Annotated in this window: 17 protein-coding genes; 6 read left to right on the top strand and 11 right to left on the bottom strand. The window is 62.0% G+C overall.

The window, feature by feature from the left end; translation table 11 throughout:
• Positions 1-620 precede the first annotated feature (620 nt).
• Positions 621-1,625, bottom strand: coding sequence for a type I glyceraldehyde-3-phosphate dehydrogenase (gene gap, locus BFX80_RS04160; RefSeq protein WP_084208030.1), 1,005 nt, complete (start codon positions 1,623-1,625; stop codon positions 621-623).
• 376 nt (positions 1,626-2,001) lie between these two features.
• Between gap and edd the strand changes: the two genes are divergently transcribed.
• The 5 genes from edd (at position 2,002) to BFX80_RS04135 (ending at position 8,703) form a co-directional block, all read left to right on the top strand.
• On the top strand, positions 2,002-3,858 hold the full coding sequence (edd, locus tag BFX80_RS04155; protein WP_084208029.1) for a phosphogluconate dehydratase: 1,857 nt from the start codon (positions 2,002-2,004) through the stop codon (positions 3,856-3,858).
• A 33-nt stretch (positions 3,859-3,891) separates the two neighbouring features.
• Complete coding sequence (gene glk / locus BFX80_RS04150) at positions 3,892-4,908, top strand: glucokinase (RefSeq protein ID WP_084208028.1); 1,017 nt, start codon at positions 3,892-3,894, stop codon at positions 4,906-4,908.
• Positions 4,909-4,953: 45 nt separating this feature from the next.
• Positions 4,954-5,823, top strand: coding sequence for a D-hexose-6-phosphate mutarotase (locus BFX80_RS04145; protein WP_084208027.1), 870 nt, complete (start codon positions 4,954-4,956; stop codon positions 5,821-5,823).
• Positions 5,824-6,037: 214 nt separating this feature from the next.
• Entirely contained in the window at positions 6,038-7,720 is a 1,683-nt protein-coding gene (gene pgi, locus BFX80_RS04140; protein WP_084208026.1) for a glucose-6-phosphate isomerase, read from the top strand.
• Positions 7,720-8,703 carry a carbohydrate kinase family protein gene (locus tag BFX80_RS04135; protein WP_084208025.1) on the top strand — a complete coding sequence of 328 codons (984 nt, stop codon included), beginning with the start codon at positions 7,720-7,722 and terminating at the stop codon, positions 8,701-8,703. The genes pgi and BFX80_RS04135 overlap by 1 nt, the downstream gene beginning before the upstream one ends.
• Positions 8,704-9,057: 354 nt before the next feature.
• Here the strand turns inward: BFX80_RS04135 and BFX80_RS04130 are convergent, their stop codons facing one another.
• The 10 genes from BFX80_RS04130 to BFX80_RS04080 form a co-directional block, all read right to left on the bottom strand.
• Positions 9,058-10,086, bottom strand: a complete 1,029-nt coding sequence (locus BFX80_RS04130) for a porin (protein ID WP_084208024.1) — start codon at positions 10,084-10,086, stop codon at positions 9,058-9,060.
• 753 nt (positions 10,087-10,839) lie between these two features.
• Complete coding sequence (locus BFX80_RS04120) at positions 10,840-12,225, bottom strand: TRAP transporter large permease (protein ID WP_077375166.1); 1,386 nt, start codon at positions 12,223-12,225, stop codon at positions 10,840-10,842.
• On the bottom strand, positions 12,222-12,815 hold the full coding sequence (locus BFX80_RS04115) for a TRAP transporter small permease (protein WP_084209616.1): 594 nt from the start codon (positions 12,813-12,815) through the stop codon (positions 12,222-12,224). Before BFX80_RS04115 ends, BFX80_RS04120 begins: the two co-directional genes overlap by 4 nt.
• A gap of 97 nt (positions 12,816-12,912) precedes the next feature.
• Positions 12,913-13,902 carry a TRAP transporter substrate-binding protein gene (locus BFX80_RS04110; protein ID WP_077375169.1) on the bottom strand — a complete coding sequence of 330 codons (990 nt, stop codon included), beginning with the start codon at positions 13,900-13,902 and terminating at the stop codon, positions 12,913-12,915.
• Between the two features lie 379 nt (positions 13,903-14,281).
• On the bottom strand, positions 14,282-15,097 hold the full coding sequence (locus BFX80_RS04105; RefSeq protein ID WP_084208022.1) for a ProQ/FINO family protein: 816 nt from the start codon (positions 15,095-15,097) through the stop codon (positions 14,282-14,284).
• 103 nt (positions 15,098-15,200) lie between these two features.
• A complete protein-coding gene (locus tag BFX80_RS04100; RefSeq protein WP_077375174.1) occupies positions 15,201-15,752 on the bottom strand; it encodes a dihydrofolate reductase in 552 nt (183 codons plus the stop codon).
• Positions 15,749-16,543: a thymidylate synthase gene (locus BFX80_RS04095; RefSeq protein WP_084208021.1), complete on the bottom strand. Its 795-nt coding sequence runs from the start codon at positions 16,541-16,543 to the stop codon at positions 15,749-15,751. The genes BFX80_RS04100 and BFX80_RS04095 overlap by 4 nt, the downstream gene beginning before the upstream one ends.
• Before the next feature lie 218 nt (positions 16,544-16,761).
• Positions 16,762-17,565, bottom strand: a complete 804-nt coding sequence (lgt, locus tag BFX80_RS04090; RefSeq protein WP_077375180.1) for a prolipoprotein diacylglyceryl transferase — start codon at positions 17,563-17,565, stop codon at positions 16,762-16,764.
• Between the two features lie 157 nt (positions 17,566-17,722).
• Positions 17,723-18,505, bottom strand: a complete 783-nt coding sequence (locus BFX80_RS04085) for a sulfite exporter TauE/SafE family protein (RefSeq protein WP_077375183.1) — start codon at positions 18,503-18,505, stop codon at positions 17,723-17,725.
• A 93-nt stretch (positions 18,506-18,598) separates the two neighbouring features.
• Positions 18,599-21,484, bottom strand: coding sequence for a response regulator (locus BFX80_RS04080; RefSeq protein ID WP_167592970.1), 2,886 nt, complete (start codon positions 21,482-21,484; stop codon positions 18,599-18,601).
• 269 nt (positions 21,485-21,753) lie between these two features.
• Here BFX80_RS04080 and BFX80_RS04075 point away from each other — a divergent pair, with 269 nt between their 5' ends.
• Complete coding sequence (locus tag BFX80_RS04075; RefSeq protein WP_084208019.1) at positions 21,754-22,647, top strand: NRDE family protein; 894 nt, start codon at positions 21,754-21,756, stop codon at positions 22,645-22,647.
• Positions 22,648-22,699: the final 52 nt, after the last annotated feature.

The following is a 22,699-nucleotide window of genomic DNA, read 5'->3' as shown; positions in this document are numbered from 1 at the left end:
CCAGTACATGAACATTCGCAGGACGAAAGCGTGCCTGCATGATCTGACATGCCACCCGCGCTCACGAGCGACGTACACGGCGCATGTCAAGAGCAAAGTGTAACACATGTTCATAGTTTCGCTAATCACACCGACACCACCCACAAGAAAGCGGCACATTGCCTGCCATTCGGCACTTTTCACCGCACGTTATGCCGACCAACTTCAGAGAGTGTCGCCATCTTTGTAATCTCTGTCTCTCATGCCTCACGCGAATGATGCCAAACGAAGACACGAATGCCTGAAGGACGAGCATCGCGAGGCAAGCCCTCATCTCGAGATTCAGGCGAAAAAAAACCTCCCATGACTGGGAGGTTCAAAGAGTGGATGACGCGATGTCATTCCGAGCAGCATCGAAGCCGGTCTTGGCGCCAACCCTGACCGACACACGATTGAGAGGGGACGAGTGACATTGCCTTGTCCGTGGAGCCTGAGCGCGACGCGAGAATCCTCGGGCCACTCGTCCTCACCTGGGGGGAGCCTGTCGAGTCTCTGACAGGGCTCCAAATTCTGAGACCTCACCTGTGCCAGCCTGAAGAGATGGCCTCTTCAGGGAACCTCAGGCGAGGCCTTGAGTCATCTTACTTGGCGGCCTGCATGGCCAGTGCGGTGTCGAGCATGCGATTGGAGAAGCCCCATTCGTTGTCGTACCACGCCATGACCTTGACCAGACGCCCTTCGCTGACGCGAGTGTGGTTGCTGTCGAAGGTGGAGGAATGCGCATCGTGGTTGAAGTCGATGGACACCAGCGGCAGCTCGTTGACGGCCAGCACGCTGGAGCCTTCGGCAGCCTTGGTCACGATGGCATTGATCTCTTCGATGGAGGTCTCGCGAGAGGCCGTGAAGGTCAGATCGACCAGCGAGACATTGATCACCGGCACGCGAATCGCCAGACCGTCCAGCTTGCCATTGAGTTCCGGCAGCACCAGGCCCACGGCTGCCGCGGCACCGGTCTTGGTCGGAATCATGGAGTGCGTGGCACTGCGGGCACGGTACGGGTCGGAGTGGTAGACATCCGACAGGTTCTGATCGTTGGTGTAGGCATGGATGGTGGTCATCAGACCGTTCTCGATGCCGACTTCGTCGTTCAGCGCCTTGGCGACCGGTGCCAGGCAGTTGGTGGTGCAGGACGCGTTGGACACGACCTGATGCTCCGCCTTCAGCGTGTCTTCGTTGACACCGAACACGATGGTGGCATCGGCATCACCGCTCGGCGCGGAGATCAGCACACGCTTGGCGCCGGCTTCGATATGCTTGGCGGCAGCGGCACGCTTGGTGAACAGACCCGTGCATTCCATCACCAGGTCAACATTCAGGCTGGACCACGGCAGTTTGGCCGGATCGCGTTCCGCCAGGATACGAATCTTGTCTTCACCGACGAACAGGTTCTCTTCGTCATGAGAGACCGTCTCGGCGAAACGACCATGCACGGTGTCGCGGCTCAACAGATGAGCGTTGAGCTTCGGATCTCCCAGATCGTTGATGGCAACGACCTGAATGCGATCATTGTATTGGCCTTCATACAGCGCACGCAGCACGTTGCGACCGATGCGACCAAAACCGTTGATGGCGACGCGTAATGTCATGACTCAACTCCTGTGGCGTATGGCAGGTGCAGGTTGGCACATGGCTTCACTGCTCGGGAAGACTTGGCGCATCCCGGGCAGACCAACGTGGCTCATGAAAGTATCCTACACGCTTTTACGTTAATTTGGCCGAAAGTCGTCCAGTCTTCAAGCAGTTTTTTTGTTAAGTTTACCGAATATTTCGAACAAATGCGTTTCCTGAGCAACGTGACGCGCTACTGTAGCCTGCTCTCGGCAGGATGACCGAGACTCCAGACTTTACAGTGCCGCCGTCACTGGCTAGCGTCGCCCTAGACAGGCACGCCCGATGCACGGGAAGCCCCCATTTCTTCGCCAGCCTCGGCGCCCTGCGCCGCCTGACCCATGAGGTAAGAGCATGTCCGTCAATCCGACCGTCGAGCGCGTGACTCAGCGCATCATTGATCGCTCCAGCGAACGTCGTGCTGCCTATGAGCAACTGATGGAAAGCCAGCAACGCCGTGGCGTCCATCGTTCCGAACTCTCCTGCGGCAACCTGGCGCACGGCTTCGCTGCCTGCGGTGAGACCGACAAGAATCGCCTCAAGCTGATGAACTCGGCCAACCTCGGCATTATTTCGTCATATAACGACATGTTGTCCGCGCACCAGCCATTCGAGGATTACCCGCGCATCATCAAGGAAGCGGTGCAGGCGATGGGGTCCACGGCCCAGTTCGCCGGCGGCGTACCCGCGATGTGTGATGGCGTGACCCAGGGGCAGCCGGGCATGGAACTGTCATTGTTCTCCCGCGACCTGATCGCCATGGCCGCCGCCATCGGCCTGTCACACAACATGTTCGACGGCGCCCTGTTCCTGGGTGTCTGCGACAAGATCGTGCCGGGCCTGTTCATCGCCGCGGCGCGCTTCGGTCACCTGCCGAGCCTGTTCGTGCCCGCGGGCCCGATGCCCTCCGGCCTGCCCAACAACGAGAAGGCGCGGGTACGTCAGCTGTTCGCCGAAGGCAAGGTGGGCCGCGACGCGCTGCTGGAAGCCGAGTCCGCCTCCTACCACAGTCCGGGCACCTGCACCTTCTATGGCACCGCCAACTCCAACCAGCTGATGATCGAATTGATGGGCCTGCACCTGCCGGGCGCCTCCTTCGTCAATCCGGGCACCCCGCTGCGCGACGCCCTGACCCGTCACGCTGCCGAGCAGACCATCCGCAACAGCGAAGTCGGCGGCGACTATCGTCCCTTCTATCGCCAGATCGACGCTCGCGCCATCGTCAACGCCATGGTCGGCCTGCTGGCCTCCGGCGGCTCCACCAACCACACCCTGCATCTGGTCGCGATGGCGGGTGCGGCAGGCGTGACCATCACCTGGGATGACTTCACCGAGCTTTCCGCCGTGGTCCCCAGCCTGACGCGCATCTATCCCAACGGTCAGGCTGACATCAACCACTTCCAGGCAGCCGGTGGCATGAGCTTCCTGATTCGCGAGCTGCTCAAGGCGGGACTGCTGCACGACATCACCACCCAGGACGGCGGCACCCTGGCCGGCTACGTGCGTGAGCCCTTCCTCGAGAGCGGCAAGCTGGTCTGGAAGGATGGCCCCACCGACAGCCTCGACGAGGACGTGCTGCGTCCGGTCGCCAATCCGTTCGCACCGACAGGCGGCCTGACCGTGCTCGAAGGCAATCTGGGGCGTGGCGTGATCAAGGTCTCCGCCGTCAAGGAAGAGCACCGCCTCGTCGAAGCCCCCGTGAAGCTGTTCAGCGATCAGGACGAGCTCAAGGCCGCCTTCGAGGCCGGCGAACTGGAACAGGACATGGTCGCCGTGGTCCGCTATCAGGGTCCGCGCGCCAACGGCATGCCGGAACTGCACAAGCTGACGCCCTATCTCGGTATCCTGCAGGACCGCGGTTTCAAGGTCGCGCTGGTGACGGATGGCCGCATGTCCGGCGCCTCCGGCAAGGTGCCGGCCGCCATCCACATGACCCCGGAAGCGCTGGACGGTGGGCCGCTGGCACGACTGCGCGAAGGCGATATCGTTCGTCTGGATGCCAACGCCGGCACACTGGAAGCCCTGGTCGAGGAAGGCGAATGGCAGGCTCGTGAGGCCGAAGGCATCTCCCGTGACAGCTACCACCATGGCCTGGGCCGTGAGCTGTTCTCCGGGATGCGCTCCCTGGTCGGTGGCGCCGAAGAAGGTGCCTCCAGCTTCGCAGGCTACGGCGACCAGCCCGGCAGCGGCCACGACCGCAATACCCACTGAGCAGCCACGCAAGTCGACTGAGGACGCCACACGATGACTCGTGAGACACCGAGCCGCTTTGCCTTGGTAGGCGACATTGGTGGTACCAATGCCCGGCTGGCGCTTGTCCAGCCGGGCAGCCACACCCTCCATGACATCCACACGCTGGCCTGCGCCGAGCATTCCGGACTCGTGGAGGCCGTCCAGGCCTACTACCAGAGACTGGGGCTTGCCCCTGACGAACAACCCAAGGAGGCCTGCCTCGCCTTTGCCTGCCCGGTCCATGAGGAGCAGGTCAGCATGACCAACAACCATTGGTCATTCGCCAAGAGCGACGTGCGCGAATCCTTGGGCCTGACACGCTTCAAGTGCCTCAATGACTTCACCGCCATGGCACTGGGCGTGCCGCACATCGAGCCCGATGAGCGACTGCCCATCGGTGAGGAACTCACGGAAGGAGCGGGCAATGATGCCGCCCCCCGTCTGATCATGGGCCCGGGAACAGGGCTGGGTGTCGCGGGTCTGGTACATGGCACCCACAACTGGATTCCGCTGGCCACCGAAGGTGGGCATGTCAGTTTTGCCCCCACCGATGCGCTCGAGGATGCGCTGCTGAAGATCTTCCGGCGCTGGCACGGCAGAGTCTCGGTGGAACGCCTGCTCTGTGGCCAGGGAATGCTCGAGATCTACCGGGCGCTGGGCGAACTGCGCGGCCTGCCGACTCCGCTCGAAAGTGCCGCGGACGTCAGCCAGGCCGCCCATGCCCGCGATGCGCACGGGCAACCCAAGGACAGCCTGGCTTGCGATGCCGTGCTGCGCTTCATGAAGATTCTGGGAGACGTGGCCGGGGATCTTGCCCTGGCGCTCGGCGCGCGTGGCGGCGTGTATCTCTGCGGCGGCGTCCTGCCGCGCAACCTTGACCTGCTCGGGCAAAGCGATTTTCGCCGCGCCTTCGCCGACAAGAACCGCATGAGCCGTTACAATGCCGCGATCCCTACCTGGGTGGTGACCGCGCCGTGGACCGGTCTGCTGGGGGCCGCCGAGGCACTGCACAATGAAGAGGTGGCCTGACGCGATGCCGTCGGCCACGCTCCTGAACCGTCGAGGAAGCTCGAGATGATTCCTGAAAGTCTGCGCGCACTGGTGGATGCCACGAGCGGCCAACGTACCTGCGAATGGCAAGGCCGCATGCTCCTGATCCTCAACCGCGCCTGGGGCGAGCTGGTCGTCTGCCACCAGGGCGCCCAGGTGCTGCATTACCAGCCAGCCTCCCAGCGCCCCTGGCTGTGGGTCACCGAGACGCCGGCGACGCTTCCGGGCAGCATTCGTGGCGGCATTCCGCTGTGCTGGCCCTGGTTCGCTGACGAGTATCCTGAGGGCGAGACAGAGCTGCATGGCCCGGCGCGCAAGGCCGAGTGGCGCATCGACGCGGTAGAGGAAGACGAGGAGGAAGGCGTCGAGATCCACGCCTCTCCGCAATCTCCCCTGCACGCGGCACTCTCGCCTCGCGTCGTCATCTTCGCGGGTCGCCACTTTCTGAAGGTGGAGCTGATCACGGAAAATCGCGGCGAGGACCCGGTCAAGATGACCGGCGCCCTGCATACCTACTTTGCCGTGGAAGATGCCTTCCAGTGCCGCGTCACCGGCCTCGCCGGCGCCAGCTATCTGGACAAGCGTCAGGACTTCTCGCGTCTTGATCAGCAAGGCGAGCTGGGCATTCGCGGCCCGCTGGATCGCATCTACCAGTCAAGCCAGGTCCAGGTGCTCGAGGATGGCCAGCGCAGACTGCGCATTGCAAAGCAGGGCTCCGACTCCACGGTCGTCTGGCACCCGGGCGATGCACCGCCGGCCGATACCAGCGTCGAGAACGCCCGTGGCTTCCTGTGTGTCGAGACTGCCTGTACCCGCCTTGACCCCGTCTGGCTGCCGCCGGGCGCGCAACATCTGCTGGTACAGCACATCTCCCCTCTCAAACAGGAAGGGTGACACTCACGATCCATACACCACCTGTCAGCTTCCCACTGACAGGTGGCTACCGAGCGGCGATCAGCAGGCAATCATCGGCAGGCGCCTTTCCATGGCACTGAATCGTGTCATGCCACGCCTGCCAGCGTCATTCGTCAGCTCAAGGCGCGCTGGTCAGCGACGGACTGCAGACTGGCGACACAAGCTATCCACAACCCATACGATGGACACTTCCATGCTGCAATTGACCCGTAGTGTTTCCTGGCAGGCGCTGACCCGGCTAGGCGAGGTAACCCGCAACGACCGTATTCGCGACTACTTTGCCGCGGACCCCAAGCGCTTCGAGAAGATGAGTCTCCGGGTCGGCGGCCTGTTCCTCGACTATTCCAAGCACCACATTTCCGACGAAGTGATGAAGGCACTGATCGAGCTGGCAGACCACTCTGCCCTCGTTCAGCGTCGCTCCCAGATGTTCTCGGGTGACATCATCAACGTGACCGAGAATCGCCCCGTCCTTCACACGGCCCTGCGCAGCCAGTCCAATACGCCGGTCATCGTCGACGGCAAGGACGTGATGCCGGAGATCCACAGCACTCGCGAGCAGATCCGCGCCTTCTGCGAAAGCGTGCGCAGCGGCGAATGGAAAGGCTATGACGGACAACGCATCCGCGATGTCGTCAATATCGGCATCGGAGGCTCCGACCTCGGCCCCAACATGGCCTGCCGCGCCCTGCTCAAGCATCGTCATCCGGAGCTGAACTTCCACTTCGTCTCCAACGTGGATGGCAACCACATCCAGAAGGTGCTCAAGCGCCTCGATCCGGCCACGACCCTGTTCATCGTCTCCACCAAGACCTTCTCCACGCAGGAGACCCTGCTCAATGCGAAGTCAGCACGTCGCTGGTTCCTGGAGCAGGCAGGTCAGGATGCCGACGTCGGCGCCCACTTCGTCGCGGCCTCCACCAACCGCAAGGCGGCCAAGGAATTCGGCATCCGCGAAGAGAACGTCTTCGAATTCTGGGCCTGGGTCGGGGGCCGCTATTCCATGTGGTCATCCATCGGTCTGCCGATCGCCCTCTCCATCGGCTATGACGGCTTCATGGAACTGCTGGAAGGCGCCTATGAGATGGACCAGCACTTCATCGAAGCGCCGCTAGGCGAGAACATGCCGGTCCTGATGGCCCTCATCGGTATCTGGTACATCAACTTCATGGGTGCCGAAACCCAGGCCATCGTGCCCTACGATCAAGCCCTGCATCAGCTGCCCGCCTTCCTGCAGCAGCTCGACATGGAATCGAATGGCAAGTCGGTGGACATCTTCGGGCGTCCTGTCGACTACAAGACCGGCCCGATCGTGTGGGGCGAGACCGGTTCCAACGGTCAGCATGCCTTCTTCCAGCTGCTGCACCAGGGAACTCGCTATGTGCCCATCGACTTCATCGCTTCCCTGAAGCCGGAGCCGGGTACCGAAGAGCACCACTTCGCACTGATCACCAACATGCTGGCCCAGGCCAATGCCTTCATGGAAGGCAGCCAGGACGGCAGCAACCTCGACCCGCATTACAATTGCCCGGGCAACCGTCCCTCGAGCACGCTGCTGCTTGATGAGCTGACACCGCGCAACCTGGGGGCGCTGATCGCTCTCTATGAGCACAAGGTCTTCGTGCAGGGCGTGATCTGGAACATCAACTCCTTCGACCAGTGGGGCGTGCAGCTCGGCAAGCGCATCGCAGGCGAGATCAGCGCACGCATCGATACTGACGTCCAGGCCTTCGATCCCTCCACCCAGGGCCTGCTGGCACTGGTGCGCGAGCACTTCCCGGCCGCAGGAGACAGCATGCAGCCAGAGGCAGGCGTGACCAGCACCAAATCAAGCAAGAAGGCCCCGACGGCCACCACCAAGGGAGCAACCTCCTGATGACTCCGGTAATCGCATTCGGCGAAGCGCTCGTCGACATGCTGTCCAACAAGCTCGGCGGCCAGGCCGTCGAGCAGGAAACCTTCACGCCCTACGCTGGTGGTGCGCCCGCCAATGTCGCCGTGGCCTGCGCACGTCTCGGGCTGCCCAGCCACTTCGTGGGCATGCTGGGCCAGGACAGCTTCGGTGACTTCCTGCACGACGAACTGGCCACCCATGGCGTACGCCTGGATCACGTCAAGCGCACCAGCGAGGCACGCACCGCGCTGGCCTTCGTCTCGCGCGACGAGGATGGCGAGCGTCGCTTCGACTTCTATCGTCCGCCGGCAGCTGACCTGCTGTTTCGTCCGGAACATGCAGGCCCGGAGCTGTTCGCTCAACCCGCCATCTTCCATCTGTGCAGCAACAGCCTGACCGACGCCAGTATCGCGGACACCAGCTTCGTGCTGGCGTCTCGCGCACGTGCTGCTGGCTCCCTGGTCAGCGTGGATGCCAATCTGCGTCACAACCTGTGGCCGAATCAGCAGGTCGACGTGTCACTGGTCACTCGCCTGCTGGACAACGCCGATATCCTCAAGCTTTCCCAGGAAGAGGTCGAGGCACTCACTGACGGCCAGCAAGAGTCCGATTGGCTGCAGGCACGCCTGCAGGCCGGCGTCCGCCTGATCGTGCTGACCGACGGCCCGGGCACCATCCGCGCACTGGTGCGCAAGCAGAGCGGCGAGACCAGGGCCGTCAGCATCACGCCGCCGGTAGTCAAGGCCATCGACACCACGGCCGGCGGTGATGCCTTCATCGGCGGCTTCCTCTCGTCGCTCAGCGAAGCCGGTGTGGATGCAGCCCTGCTGCGTGACTGGTGCGAGGAAGAGAGCCATCTTCAGGCTGCGCTTGAGCGTGCAGCAGCCTGCGGCGCCTTTGCCGTGACTCGCCCTGGTGCCTATGCCGCGCTACCGACTCGAGAAGACCTCACCGCCATGCAGTGAGCGGCCCGAGTGACGTCACTGGCCACCTCAGAGCCAGCGACAATCTTGAGACGCGCACGTAAAAGCCCCGCTGATCTGATGATCAGCGGGGCTTTTGGTTTTCTGAGTTCAAGTTCCTGGTTCATATTCTGAGTACATGTCTTGAGTACATGTCTTGAGTACATGTTCTACGTACACATGCCAGATGTCATGACAGCCCTGCGTCTTTTGACCAAGACCAACCAACAACAAATATGCCTGCGAAGCGCAGCAGAAAGCCACGCAATCTCCGTCTCAAGTCGGCACCTATCAGACGTAAAAAAGCCGGCCCCGAGGGACCGGCTTTCGTTAGCTTGCTAGACGTTTGAGAGCGTCTTAGAAGCCGTAGTAGATGCCGACTGCAGCGCCGTCACCGTCATCGCCAGAGCGATCGTACTGGGCGTATTCAATGTAGGTGTACATCGCGGAAGAGATGTTGTAAGTCACACCCAGGTTGAATTCGTTGAAGCTGTCGTCGCCACCGTTGTCAGAAGCAAGAGTGGAATTGTCTTCAGCGTCGACGTACTGGTAGCCGCCGTAGACGTCGCCCATGCCGTAGCCGTAGCGTGCGCCGATACCGTAGTAATCAACGTCGGTGTCATCTTCTTCACCCGCGAAGCGCTCAGCCTTGACGGCGATGCGCAGGGCGTCAACGGTGTACTGACCGGTGATACCGTACTGGTCGCCGATGTCACTGCCGTTGGTGGCTTCGAACTGGTCCAGGTTGTCATACACACCAGCGACAGAGAAACCGCCGACGGTGTACTTGGCACCTGCGAAGAAGGACGCCTGGTTGGAATCAGTGACGTTCTCGTCTTCACCGTCGCCTTCGAAGTTGGAACCGACAGCGAACTGCAGGCCGCCCATGACCGGAGACATGTACTGCAGCTTGTTGCCTTCACGAGTCTGGCTGTCACCGTCGATCTGGGTGCTGGAATCAGTCAGATCGAAGTATTCGTTGTTGGAGATCGGATCCTGGATCCAGTCGTCCATCAGCTGATCCCAGGAACCGATACGCGCGTCACCGAAGGAACCCTTGGCACCGACGTAGGACTGGTCGCCATCGTTCAGGCCGTTGCCGCTGCCCTTGGATTCGTCAGCGTCGTATTCCCACTCGGCCTTGAAGTAACCGACGATGTCGTCGTTGATCTTGTGCTCACCCTTGGCACCGAAGGTGGAACCGTTGTCGCCCAGTTCACTTTCCGGGTCACCGCCGAGCTGGTCGACATAGGAGTATGCCAGCTGAACGTTGCCGTAGATGTCCAGCTTGGTGCCGTCTTGATTGTAGACGGTTGCAGCGGAAGCGGAGGTAGCAGCCAGGGCAGCAGCGCCGGCGATGGCAGTAGCCAGAAGTGTCTTTTTCATCGCGATAGTTCCTTAACTAGCGTTAACTGTTCGATCGTGTCTGCCGGTGGCAGTGGCCGAGGTTCCGGGCGCTTGATGACGCCTCTAAAACCCTGTGGCCTTGTTATTATCCAATGCTCGCAGGGAAACCATATACCGGGCTTTCAGGATGTGCAACAGAAAAAAACACTGTTTTCGATCACTGGTCCTGAACCAATACGCCGGTCAATTGTCTGGCGTGCCAACACTCTAGAGCGGAAGAATGAAGGATTCATGACAACCATGGGTTTTCTCGAGGGTTTTGACGTTCACTGATTTCCCGGCAGTCAGAGCGAAGACACACTTGCCTCAGCCATGACATGCAAGACAAAAGTAGCATGCACTGAGCCGATGAATTCTTTGTCATCTCACGCCATTGGAAGCTCATCATTCCCCTTGCATGCCATCGTGCAAATCTCTGGAATCGAAAGGAAAACGAGCATGGACGCGCCTCGGTGAAAAATGACATGGCAGTCAATTTTCGGTGTCTTCTTCAACGACTCACCGCTTTCCTCCGATGACCTTGACGTGATGAAACCCCGATCACTCGATGGAGTGACCGGGGTAGTCCATGGTGGCCTGATCATGATCAGGCTGAATGCCGCTGGTCAGAGCATCACTGACGGCAGTACCTCACGTCGCGACTCTGGTGAGGGATAGCGCAGGATCGACATGTCGCCTGCACGAAGTTTCCACATTCCTGTCGCCTCAAAACCGCGATGGAGCATGGCGCCATCATTGGCTTAGCCAGTTGGGCAGGAAGAGTGAGATCGACGGGACATAGGTGATCAATACCAGGAACAGCAACAACAACGACAGCCACGGGAGTGCGGCACGAATGACCCAGGTCATCGGCTTGCCGGTGATACCCGCGGTGACGAACAGGTTGAGCCCCACTGGTGGCGTCAGCATGCCGATCTCCATGTTGACCACCATGATGATGCCGAGATGGATCGGATCGATGCCCAGCTGCGTCGCGATGGGAAACAGGATCGGTGCCATGATCAGCAGGATGGCCGAGGGCTCCATGAAGTTGCCCGCCGCCAGCAGCAGCAGATTCATCACGATCAGGAATCCCCAGGCTGGCAGCCCCCAGCCGATGATGGTCTCGGCGATGGTGTGAGGAATGCGTTCAGTGGTCAGCACATGGGCGAACAGCATCGCATTGGCGATGATGAACAGCAGCATCATCGAGACGCGCGCACCATCCAGCACCACCTTCTTGACCTCCTGGTCCGAGAATGAGCCCACCAGGCCTGCCGGCACCTGCCAGAGAGCACGCAACCCGGCCCTGCCCCATGCTTCGTTGCCTCTGCGCCATGGCACGTCCTTCAAGGGCCCCATGTCGCGATAGCCCACCACTGCGATGAACCAGGCGTAGACCGTCGCGACCGCCGCCGCCTCGGTGGGGCTGGCCACCCCGCCGTAGATCGAGCCCAGCACGATGAAGATCAACATCAGCCCGCCCATCGCGACCAGCCCCGAGCGAGCGAGCGTCCTGAGGCCCGGGAACGGCTGTGAAGGCAGTTTCTTGATTCGGGCAGCGATATAGATGGCCACCATCAGGATGCCGCCCATCAACAGCCCGGGGATCAGGCCCGCCATGAACATCTTGGCCGCCGAGACCTCCGTGGCCGCGGAGTACACCAGCATCACGATGGAGGGAGGAATCAAGATCCCCAGGGTACCGGCATTGGTGATCACCCCGGCCGCGAAGGATTCGCTGTAGCCCTGGCGCACCATCCCCGCGATCACGATGGAGCCAATCGCCGCGACCGTGGCCGGAGAGGACCCCGAGACGGCGGCAAACAGCATGCAGGCCAGTACCGAGGCCATCGCAAGCCCGCCACGGACATGGCCGATGGCATCGGTCGCGAAGGTGATCAGGCGGCGTGCCACGCCTCCCGTCGAAAGGAAGGTGCTGGAAAGAATGAAGAAGGGAATCGCCAGCAAGGTGTAGTGATGCGACAGGGCTTCAAACAGCTTGATGGCGACCGAGCCCAGCGAATCACTCGAAAACAGCAGTATCGTCGTGACACTGGAAAATCCGAGCGCGAAGGCGATCGGCATGCCGAGAAAGATGCCACCGAACAGCAGCGCGAACAGAGTGGCTATGGTCATCGTCTGGGTTCCTGATCACTGTCGCGTTTACCACCGGCACCATCGGAGCTGTCACCAATGACCGAGTCAGCCGGCTGCACCAGGTGCATGCTGTCCTCGCCTTCGTCGTGAAAGCCGAAACCGCTGGCATCTCCGCGTATCACCTTCCAGCCCAATACCGCGAAGCGCAGCATCAGCAGCAGCATCGCGATGGGCAGAATCGTCAGGGCATACCACTTGGGTATCGCGATATCCTCGAGTTCGATACCGATCATCTGCATCAAGGACAGATATTCGTAACTGCCGACCAGCAGCATCACGCAGTACGCCATGCAGATGACCAGCGCGGCCAGGGTAGCCACCCGCTGCCAGATCAGTGGCAGCATCTTCACCACGACATCCACACCGATGTGCGCGCCCTGCTTGACGCCCCACGACACGCCGATCAGCACGAACCAGCCCGCCAGATAGAGAGTGGCTTCCTGGGACCAGCTGATACCGGTATTGAAGACGAAACGCAGCACCACCTCGACGAAGACCAGCAATACCATCGCCACCAGCAGCAGCGAGAACAGCGTCTCTTCTGCCTTGTGTAGCCATCCAAGTTTCATGGCAATGTCCTCATGCCCTTCATGGAGACTTGCCTCGCACGAGAGGACGGACATGTCGCGTCTCCCGGCGAGGCAAGTGATTGTCAGCCTGCGCGTCTCAGCGATTGGCATCCTGAGCGGCATCGATGATGTCCTGACCGATATCATCGGCGAATTCACCCCACACCGGCTTCATCGCATCCACCCACTGCTGGCGCTGCGCATCGTCCAGCGTGATGATCTCGCTCTGACCGGAGTCGATGATGGCCTGCTTGGCCTCGAGATTCTTGGCCTGGGACAGCTCATTGCCATAGGCGATGGCTTCATCCAGCGCTGACTTGACCTCGCCACGCACCTCCTCCGGAAGCCCATTCCAGAAGCGTGCCGAGGACACCACCATGTAATCCAGCACGCCGTGATTGGATTCAGTGATGTAAGGCTGCACTTCAAAGAACTTCTGGGAATAGATATTGGAATAGGTATTTTCCTGACCGTCGATGGCCTTGGTCTGCAGCAGGATGAAGACTTCGGAGAACGGCTTCTTCAGCGAGACGGCGTCCAGCGCATCGAACTGCGCCTCGAGCACGTCAGAGGTCATGATGCGGAATTTCTTGCCATCCGCATCATCTGGCACCGTGAGCGGTGAGGACGCGGAGAGCTGCTTCATGCCGTTGTGCAGATACCCGAGTCCGACCAGCCCCTTGGGCTCCAGCGCCGTCAGCAAGGATTGGCCTGTCTCGCTGCTCTGGAAACGCTCCACCGCTTCCATGTCCTTGAACAGGAACGGCAGATCGAAGACCTGCAGCTGATCCGTGTATTTCTGGAACTTGGAGAGTGACGGAGCCGCCAGCTGGACATCGCCCAGCAGCATGGCTTCCAGCACCTTGTCATCCCCATAGAGCTGGGAGCTGGGATAGAGCTCAACGGCCACCTGATCCCCCAGTCGCTCTGCGACCAGCTCCTGGAACTTCTTGCCCATCTGCCCCTTGGGGGTGTTTTCCGCGACGACGTGAGAGAACTTGATGGTGATGGGGTCGGCCATGACAGCGGTCGAGGCCATCAGAATGGCGGCACTCAGGGCTGTCAGGGCAGGCTTGAAAAGGCGCATGGCAGTTCCTCTCGGAATCTTGGTTGTTATTGGGGTTTGGTCATCTGTTGTTCATCCCGCCTGGCGTGTGCTGCATCACGACACTCGGCATGAGCGCGAGTCGCAACGCCAGACATGAGCGCGAGCAGGGACACCTGGGTATAGCGAGTACCGCGCCATGAGCAGCACATTCCCAGTTTTTTCGATTGAATTCAGATACCTGTGGCGAAAACCCTTCTTCGCGACATGAGTGGACTTGCCGACAGCGCCGGCCCGGTGTGCGGATTTCCACCCACCAACGACAGAGCCCCTGTGCGGCAATCCGCACAGGGGCTCTGAACACTGACGATCAAGGTGACATGTGCGGGCTGGCCATGGGGCCTGCCTGCACGGCACGTCGCTAGCGGTGCTTGGTCATCAATTCACTCAGCTTGTGGCTGATGCGCTGGCTGGCAGCCTGCTCCTCACGCTCCTTCTGCTGACGAGTCAGCTCCGCGAGCTGCTGACGTGCATGCAATGCCTCGTCTTCAGTGACGGCACCCACGGACTGACCTTCAAGATCGACCCGCTGCGTGCCGGCACGAACGGCCTTCAGGTATCGAGGCAAGTGGACGTAGCCCGCCAGAGCGCGGCGCACGAGCTTCTCGTCCCAGGGCTCGTTCTCCAGCAACTCGACATGGATGCCAATCTTCAAGGGACGGGTGTGGCCCTTGAAGAAGGTATCCGGATAGCGCTTGTACCATTGCTTGAGCAGCGCCTGGGGCGACGGCGGCGTTGCCTGGTCCGGTGTCTCGTCAGAGCCAGCGGATTCGGCTGGCGCGTCGTTAGACATTGCTGGCGACGGTGCAGACTCGGCGTCAGCGGTCTCACCCGAGGCCACACCGGGTGACTCGCTCGCGGAGGCCAGCTGCTCCGCGGCAGCTTCCACCTGCGCAGCACTGGGACGCGCATCCTCCACCGGCTGTGACGCGGGGGACTGTGCGCTGCGTTCGCGCAACTCGCGCAGCTCGGCATCACGCGCCATCAAGGCCTCGCTCAGCCCGGTCAGCTGCGCCTGCTGCTCCTGCATCTGCTGGCGCAGCGCGGCCAGCGTCTCGCGTAGCTGGGCATTTTCCGATTCCAGCGCCAGACGAGCCTGACGCTCTCCGTCACGCTGCTGTCGCTGGGTGTCGGCTTCATGTTCAAGCGCAGAGTACAGCGCTTCGAGGCGATCCATCGTCAAGGCCTGAGCCTCCCTTGCACGCTATGGGCAGTTCCGTTTGGCACCAGTCTGTGTCAGTACCTGCTGACTGTAAAGTTCCCGCTGGCAGGCGCAAGCGCTAGTCGTCCCTGCGCTCATAGCGCACGAAGTCATAGGCAGGCAGGCCTTCACCACTTTCTCCCGGCACACGCTGAGCTTCTTCCCAGTCAGCACCAAGCTCCGGGAAGTGCGCATCGCCTTCGATCTCGACCGCTACCTCGGTCAGGTACAGACGCGTGGCGACAGGCAGTGCCTGTGCATAGATCAGTCCACCCCCGATCACCATGATCTCGTCCACACCTTCGATCATCGCATGGTGATCCGCCATGTTGAGCGCCGCCGCCAGATCGTGACAGACCCGTACGCCATCGTGATGGAACTCGCTGTCACGCGTGACGATGATATTGAGTCGATTGGGCAGCGGCTTGCCGATGGAGGCAAAGGTCTTGCGCCCCATGATCACCGGCTTGCCCTGGGTCGCATGCTTGAAGAACTTCAAGTCTTCCGGCAGGTACCAGGGCAGATTGTTGTCGACACCGATCACGCGATTGACCGACATGGCGGCGATCATCGCCACCGGGACCACGGTCTCGGCGGCGGCACTCAGCGGAGAAAATTCCTTGTCACTCATACGGCCACCTGCGCCTTGATATGCGGATGGGATTCATAGCCTTCGATGGCGATGTCATCGAAGGTGAAGTCGAACAGATCCGTCACGTCCGGATTCAGCTTGAGCGTCGGCAGGGCCAGCGGCTCGCGCGTCAGCTGCTCACGCGCCTGCTCCAGATGATTGCTGTAGAGGTGGGCATCGCCGAGGGTATGTATGAATTCCCCCGGCTTGAGGCCACAGACCTGAGCGATCATCTGGGTCAGCAGCGCATAGCTGGCGATGTTGAACGGCACGCCGAGGAAGATGTCGGCGCTGCGCTGATAGAGCTGGCAGGACAGCCGACCATCGGCGACATAGAACTGGAACAGGGCATGACACGGCGGCAGGGCCATCTCATCCACCAGCGCCGGATTCCAGGCCGAGACCATCAGACGGCGCGAGTCCGGGTTGGTCTTGATCTGCTCGATCAGATGCGTGATCTGATCCACGCTGCCGCCTTTTGGATTCGGCCAGCTGCGCCACTGATAACCGTAGACCGGCCCGAGATCGCCATTCTCATCGGCCCACTCATCCCAGATACGCACGCCATTTTCCTTGAGGTAGGCGATGTTGGTGTCGCCTTTCAAGAACCACAGCAGCTCGTGGATGATCGAGCGCAGGTGCAGTTTCTTGGTGGTGACCAGCGGAAAGCCTTCGGCCAGATCGAAACGCATCTGGTGACCGAAGACACTCAAGGTACCGGTACCGGTGCGGTCGCCCTTTTGCGTGCCGTTTTCCAGCACGTGGCGCATCAGATCGAGATAGGGTTGCATGGGCAGCGGGTCCGTACGGCGGATCAGAGGCTGACTCGGCGAGCGGATCCGGGGGGATCGGCCCTGCACCAGCCTCTTCATGAATTCGAATCGTTCACTTGACGATATTTTACGCTGCCAGATACGCAAGAACGCGGCCCGATGGCCGCGTTCTTGCGTATCTGGCAGGGGGCCAGTTTACACCGATTGCCCCCTGTAATCACACCTGCATTCCCACCTCAGGATGCGCGAGGCAGCGGCGGCTGCGCCACGTCCTGACCACGCGACCATGCCATCAGCAGCAACCCGAACAGCACCATCGGCAGCGACAGCAGCTGACCCATGGTCAGCCAGTCGAAGGCGATGAAGCCGAGCTGGGAATCCGGTTGGCGGAAGAACTCGGTGATGAAGCGGAAACTGCCGTAGCAGAGCAGGAACAGACCGGAGATCAACCCCTTCTGGCGCGGCTCACGCGAGGCGAACCACAGGATCGCGAACAGCGCGACGCCTTCCAGCGCGAATTGATAGAGCTGAGAGGGATGGCGTGGCTCCGGCCCGTAGAGCGGATAGACCATGCCCCATGAGACATCGGTGATACGCCCCGGCAGCTCCTGGTTGATGAAGTTGCCCAGGCGCCCTGCACCGAGGCCGATCGGAACCATCGGCGCGATGAAGTCAGTCAGCTGGAAGAAGGTCAGCTGGTGACGACGCGCGAACACCAGCATGGCGATCAACACACCCAGCAGGCCGCCATGGAAGCTCATGCCGCCATCCCAGACCTTGAAGATCCACACCGGGTCCGCCAGCAACTTGTCGAAGCCGTAGAAGAGCGCATACCCCAGGCGCCCACCCAGCACCACGCCCAACGCACCGAAGAAGATCAGGTCTCCCACGGCATCCTGACTCAGGCCGACCCGCCCGCGCCGGGCACGCGCCAGCCCCCAGGCCGCCGCGAAGCCGATCACGTACATCAATCCATACCAGTGAATCTTGAAAGGCCCCAATGCCAACGCCACGGGGTCGATCTGAGGATATTGCAACATGAGAAAACCTTGAATGAATAAGTCGGCACGACTGACGCCAGTCGCAAGTCTTTCGCCATCAATCCGATGCGCTACCGGTCAGGTGGCGAAGGATAACAGCTCGCGCATGAACGCCACCTAGCAGCCCTTTCCGGCAAAGCGGACATGCCGAGATGACTCACGAGACGAGAAAGCGCAGCCCCACGATCACGAGAATCAACGCGAACAACCGCTTGAGCAACAGCGCCGGCAACGCATGGGCCAGCCGTGCGCCCACTCGCGCGAAAGGCACCGACACCAGCACGATGCCGAGCCAGGCAACCCAATGTACATAGCCGATGGCATGCTCCGGCAAGCCCGGGGCGTGCCAGCCCACCGCGATATTGGTCAGCGCTGCCACCAAGGCGATGGGAAACCCGGCCGCGGCCGCCGTCCCGACCGCCTCGGTCATGCGCGCCTGCCAGCTGGTCAACATCGGCACCATCACCGTCCCTCCTCCGATCCCGAAGAGTGCGGATACCACCCCGACGGTGCCACCGCCAAGAAACTGCCCGGCACGCCCCGGCGCCTGCGCCAGCTGACCCACCTTGAGATCCAGTCCCATCTTGACGGCGACCAGCAGCACGAAGCCACCGAACAGCAGCTTGAGCATCTCGCTGCTCAGTCCGCCCGCCAGCACCACCCCCAGCGCGGTTCCCACCACCAGTCCGGGCAGCAGGCGCTTGAGCCAGTCCAGACGCACGGCGCCACGCTCATGATGCGCACGCGCCGATGACAGCGAGGTCACCACGATGGTCGCCAGTGAGGTACCTATCGCCAGATGCATCAAGACATCAGTGGCGACACCTTGCAGCGCAAAGGCTGCCGCCAGCACCGGCACGATGACCAGCCCGCCACCGATACCGAACAGGCCGGCGATCAGACCCGCCACGGCCCCCAACACGGGATACCACCACCACATGCCCCACTCCTTGCACCTGTCTTCATCGAGAACCTCTGTCAAAGGGCCGGGTTGAGGCCATGAACCGATGGCTCATCGCTCACCCTTGCCAACTCAGACCCCATCACCCGTCACGCCACCTTCTGCTCCCGGTGCCTTCATCGTGGCCCGAGGCAGCCATTTGCGAACCTTGTCGATCAACGCCTGAGGACGATAGGGCTTGCCAAGATAATCATCCAGACCTGCCGCGAAGAAACGCTCGCGGTCCGCCTCGCTGGCATTGGCCGTCAGGGCAATGATCACGCTACGCCTGTCACTGCCGGCCCCGGCCTCCTGTTCGCGCCAATTCCGGGTAACGCTGACGCCATCCATGCCGGGCATGAAGATATCCATGAACACCAGGTCGTAGAAATGGCGCTCGCGCGCGGCCAGCGCATCTTCTCCACTGCTCGCCGTATCCACCACCAACCCCTGGCGGCCGAGCACCGTGCGCGCCAGCATGGCGTTCACCGGACCATCATCGACGACCAGAATGCGAGTTTCGACAGGATTGTCCGGCCAGGACAACGGCACCAGGATCTCCAGCACCTCCTCCCCTTGCGTCTCATGCTGTCGGTAGCGCCCGCCGAGCTCCTCCACCAGACGACGAGCCATCAACAGCGAGGAAGGCGCATTGCGCCCGACATCGAGGCCACAGTGATCGTGAAGCTCAAGCCTCAGCCAGCATTGACCCCCTGTCTCCGTGTCCCTCAGGCCAGCTCCCGTCGGGCCACCGGCCAGCGACGACGCACCCTCGGCGTCCACCACCTCGACGAACACGCGATGCCGACCCGCGCTCGCGCGTCGACAACCATCTTCCGACAGATGCTCGAAGAGCTGCGCCAGACGCCGTACATCGCCACGCAGCAATGCAGGCAGCGCGCCCAGCTGCCACTCGAAGGGCAGTCCCACGTCGTGGTAGCGCTGCTGCATGTCATTGAGCAGCGCTCCCAGCGCCTCGGCGGGCGTGAACAGATTCTCCTCCAGCGGCGTGCGCACGACATCGTCGCGCTCCGTCAGCACATTCAGCAGCTGTGCCACGCTATCGAGACGCCCCTGCAGCAGGCTCAGCTCGGCATCCTCCAGATGACGCTCGCGACGCAACTGCCCCAGCTTGCGCACCAATCCCTGCAAGGGAGGCGTCAACTCGGCGTGCAGCATGTCCAGGTAGTCACTCTTGAGGCGGGCTTCCTCGCGCGCCCTGTCGCGTGCGACCAGCAACTGCTGGCTGGCCTGATCATGTTCTGATTCATCAATCATCACGCCCAGCACCTGGGCGGGGTCGTTGTTGAAACGGCACAGCTCGAGACGCATGCGCCGCATGCGGCCCTCGGCATCATGGACGCGCAATTCTCGACTGTTGGGTACGCTCGGGTTGGGCTCCAGCATCAGCAGACTCCCGACCGAGCGCCCCAGCGCTTCATGTAGCACCAGCCCGAACAGCTTCTCGAAGGCAGGATTGGCCATCGCCAGCAGGCCATGACGCATCACGAAGGCAGGCAGTGGCAAGGCATCCAGTTCGTGGCCACGACCACGGCGCAGCAGTGCCACGGCAGCACGGTGACGGCGCAGAATCTCGTCGGCCGGATACGCCTGATGGGCCGAGACGGGATACTCCTCCATGACCTGCCCCTGCTCGAGCCGCACGCTCTGGCGTGCCAACCATTCCAGTGGCTGCCCCAGGCGCTGATCAAGGCGACGCAGGCGCCATTGCAGAATCAGCATGCTCACCGCGAAGACCAGCAGCAAGGCACCGGCGCTGCCCAGCAGCAATGACAGCAATGGCATCTCGCCCGGCACGTCAAGATCGCGCCGCGCCACCAGTCGCCAGCCATTGACGGGCAAGGTGTCCCAGACGACGGCACGCGCCGCAGGTCCTGGCAGCAAGATAGCGCCACGCAGACCGCCGTCCACCGCCTGGGCCACGTCATCGGGCAGGCGTCGCGGCCGAGGGTCACGCGTATTGCTGCTGGCCGCCCACACTTCCAGGTCCTGACCGATCAGCCAATAGGGGGCCGTGCGGCCCTGACCAGGCAGCAGCAAGCGAGATTCCATCTGGGGGACCGCGAGATCCAGCCCGACATGGACCTTCTGTCCCGCGTTGAGTTCCACCTCGACCAGCGCGGTGATCTGAGGCAGGCCCGCCGGACCGGGATGTGGCGGCAGCCAGACGACCCGCGGCGCGCCGTTGTCCGAGCTGCTGGCCAGCTGGCGCTGAGTGGCAGGTGTGACATCGGTGTAGGGAAGGAGCCTGGTGCCCGGTGAGAAGGCATCCAGCACGTTGAACCAGGGGTAGAGCATGATCATGCTGTTGTCGAGACTGACGAACAGCCGCGAGATCAATGGGTCCGTGGAATACAGATCCGACAACAGCCATTGCATCCGGATCAGGCGTCGCGCCACGTCGTGATCCTGCTCATCCAATGCGCGGTGAAACTCTCCGTACAAGGCAGCGCCGCCACGCGTGATCGGCCGGAACAGCTGACCTTCCTCGGTCAACACCAGCTCATTCAATGACGAATCCGCCTCGTCCCCGGCATGGTCGAGATGGCGACGCGTGTAGCGCGCCAGAATCTTCAGACGACGCTGCTGCGCCTCGAAGCGCTCATTCACCAAGGCAGTGGCCAGCGAATGCTGCTGGCGAAGCTCGCCCAAGGCGCTGTCCACGAGCTTGTGCCGCTCGCTGTCCCAGGTGACCCAGGCCCCGACCAGACAGCTGAGCGCCACTGCCAGCTCGGCGAGCAGCAGCGGGCCCACCGTCAGGCGACTCATGCGCCGCCATACCGATTCCAGTCCACTGGGGCTGCTCTCACTGCGGTTCCCCGCACTGCCGCCATCCTCGAGACGAGTGGCGTCGCCGGTGACGCCGGACGCTCCCGTCGGGGGAGCCTCCGCTTGGGAAGATTCAGCCTCGGGCGAGCGTGACGCTGGCTCGACAGGGGGAGGACGGCGCGAGAACATGGTCTGGGAGCATCCTGTAGATGGACCTGACAGCAAAAACCATCGGGCATGGGTGCAGCGATTCGTGATGTGGCGTGACATTGCCGCAGCAGTACGATCGGGTCGCATCGAGCCATGCTGCCCGTAGCCCGACGTCACGGCAGATCGTCGGCCCGTTCGCCACAAGACTGCAGCATACGCAAGCCACTGACGGGCGTCATGTTCCCGGCGCGACACCTGTCACATCCTGATCCCCGGGAACCTCGCCCACCCTCTTTCGGAGTCTCGCCATGTGCCTGATGGCATTCGATTGGCAGCCAGATGCCACGACAGGTCACTGCCTCACGCTGCTGGGCAACCGCGACGAGTTTCATGCCCGTGCGACCACTGGCCTGTGCCGCTGGCCGGATACCGCCCTGTGTGGTGGTCGTGATCTGGTGGCAGGAGGGGGATGGCTGGTCATGCATCGGGCCGGCGCCCTGGCGACGCTGACCAATGTCCGCCAGCTGGACCGCCCCTCCCATGCGGCCACCATCAGTCGCGGTCAGCTGGTCACGGCCGCCGTGCGCCAGGCGGTGGCCAATGCCTCCACCCTGTCGCTTGGGGACTGGCTGGAGGCCCTGAGCGCTGGCGAGACCGTCATGGCAAGGCTCGCGGCGGACTCTCCCGAGCACTGCGAACCCCTGAGCTTGAGCGCACTTGACTGGTGCAATTTGCTGGTCTGCGATGGCCGGACTCTCTGGCGACTCCATCATGGGCCCGACGGCAGCCAGCTGATCCGACTCCTCCCTGGGCTGCATAGCCTGTCCAATGGTCACCCGGACAATGAATGGCCAAAGCAGCGGCGACTCAGACAGCGCCTTGCCGCGCTGAAGGCGTCTGCGGTCATGCACGATGACGATGCCTGTCTGGGTATCCTGCAGGATGGATGGCGGCCGCCGACGGCACAGTTGCCGGCCACCGGCCTGGCGCTTGAGCGGGAAGCCCTGCTGTCCAGCCCCTTCATCACCAGCCCCGAGTACGGCACCCGCGCTGCCACCCTGGTGCGCTGGCAGCGAGATGACAAGCGGGCCTCACTGACACTGCATGAGCGCCGCTTTTCACCACAAGGCCAGTGCGTCGCTCATCGCAAGGCCGTGTCGCACCTCCAGGAGGAAGCGACACGGGGATGGCATCTGAGCTGACGATTGCCTGCAGGGGACGTCTTGAAGGAAGGCCAGCGAGAGGACGCCACCC

This window comes from Cobetia marina (assembly GCF_001720485.1).
Lineage (GTDB): Bacteria > Pseudomonadota > Gammaproteobacteria > Pseudomonadales > Halomonadaceae > Cobetia > Cobetia marina.
This window is presented reverse-complemented; position numbering and strand designations above follow the sequence as displayed.

Excerpts from the sequence above, each read along its gene's own strand:
- gap (WP_084208030.1), bottom strand. The coding sequence starts at position 1,625 with ATGACATTACGCGTCGCCATCAACGGTTTTGGTCGCATCGGTCGCAAC.
- edd (WP_084208029.1), top strand. The coding sequence starts at position 2,002 with ATGTCCGTCAATCCGACCGTCGAGCGCGTGACTCAGCGCATCATTGAT.
- glk (WP_084208028.1), top strand. The coding sequence starts at position 3,892 with ATGACTCGTGAGACACCGAGCCGCTTTGCCTTGGTAGGCGACATTGGT.
- BFX80_RS04145 (WP_084208027.1), top strand. The coding sequence starts at position 4,954 with ATGATTCCTGAAAGTCTGCGCGCACTGGTGGATGCCACGAGCGGCCAA.
- pgi (WP_084208026.1), top strand. The coding sequence starts at position 6,038 with ATGCTGCAATTGACCCGTAGTGTTTCCTGGCAGGCGCTGACCCGGCTA.
- BFX80_RS04135 (WP_084208025.1), top strand. The coding sequence starts at position 7,720 with ATGACTCCGGTAATCGCATTCGGCGAAGCGCTCGTCGACATGCTGTCC.
- BFX80_RS04130 (WP_084208024.1), bottom strand. The coding sequence starts at position 10,086 with ATGAAAAAGACACTTCTGGCTACTGCCATCGCCGGCGCTGCTGCCCTG.
- BFX80_RS04120 (WP_077375166.1), bottom strand. The coding sequence starts at position 12,225 with ATGACCATAGCCACTCTGTTCGCGCTGCTGTTCGGTGGCATCTTTCTC.
- BFX80_RS04115 (WP_084209616.1), bottom strand. The coding sequence starts at position 12,815 with ATGAAACTTGGATGGCTACACAAGGCAGAAGAGACGCTGTTCTCGCTG.
- BFX80_RS04110 (WP_077375169.1), bottom strand. The coding sequence starts at position 13,902 with ATGCGCCTTTTCAAGCCTGCCCTGACAGCCCTGAGTGCCGCCATTCTG.
- BFX80_RS04105 (WP_084208022.1), bottom strand. The coding sequence starts at position 15,097 with ATGGATCGCCTCGAAGCGCTGTACTCTGCGCTTGAACATGAAGCCGAC.
- BFX80_RS04100 (WP_077375174.1), bottom strand. The coding sequence starts at position 15,752 with ATGAGTGACAAGGAATTTTCTCCGCTGAGTGCCGCCGCCGAGACCGTG.
- BFX80_RS04095 (WP_084208021.1), bottom strand. The coding sequence starts at position 16,543 with ATGCAACCCTATCTCGATCTGATGCGCCACGTGCTGGAAAACGGCACG.
- lgt (WP_077375180.1), bottom strand. The coding sequence starts at position 17,565 with ATGTTGCAATATCCTCAGATCGACCCCGTGGCGTTGGCATTGGGGCCT.
- BFX80_RS04085 (WP_077375183.1), bottom strand. The coding sequence starts at position 18,505 with ATGTGGTGGTGGTATCCCGTGTTGGGGGCCGTGGCGGGTCTGATCGCC.
- BFX80_RS04080 (WP_167592970.1), bottom strand. The coding sequence starts at position 21,484 with ATGTTCTCGCGCCGTCCTCCCCCTGTCGAGCCAGCGTCACGCTCGCCC.
- BFX80_RS04075 (WP_084208019.1), top strand. The coding sequence starts at position 21,754 with ATGTGCCTGATGGCATTCGATTGGCAGCCAGATGCCACGACAGGTCAC.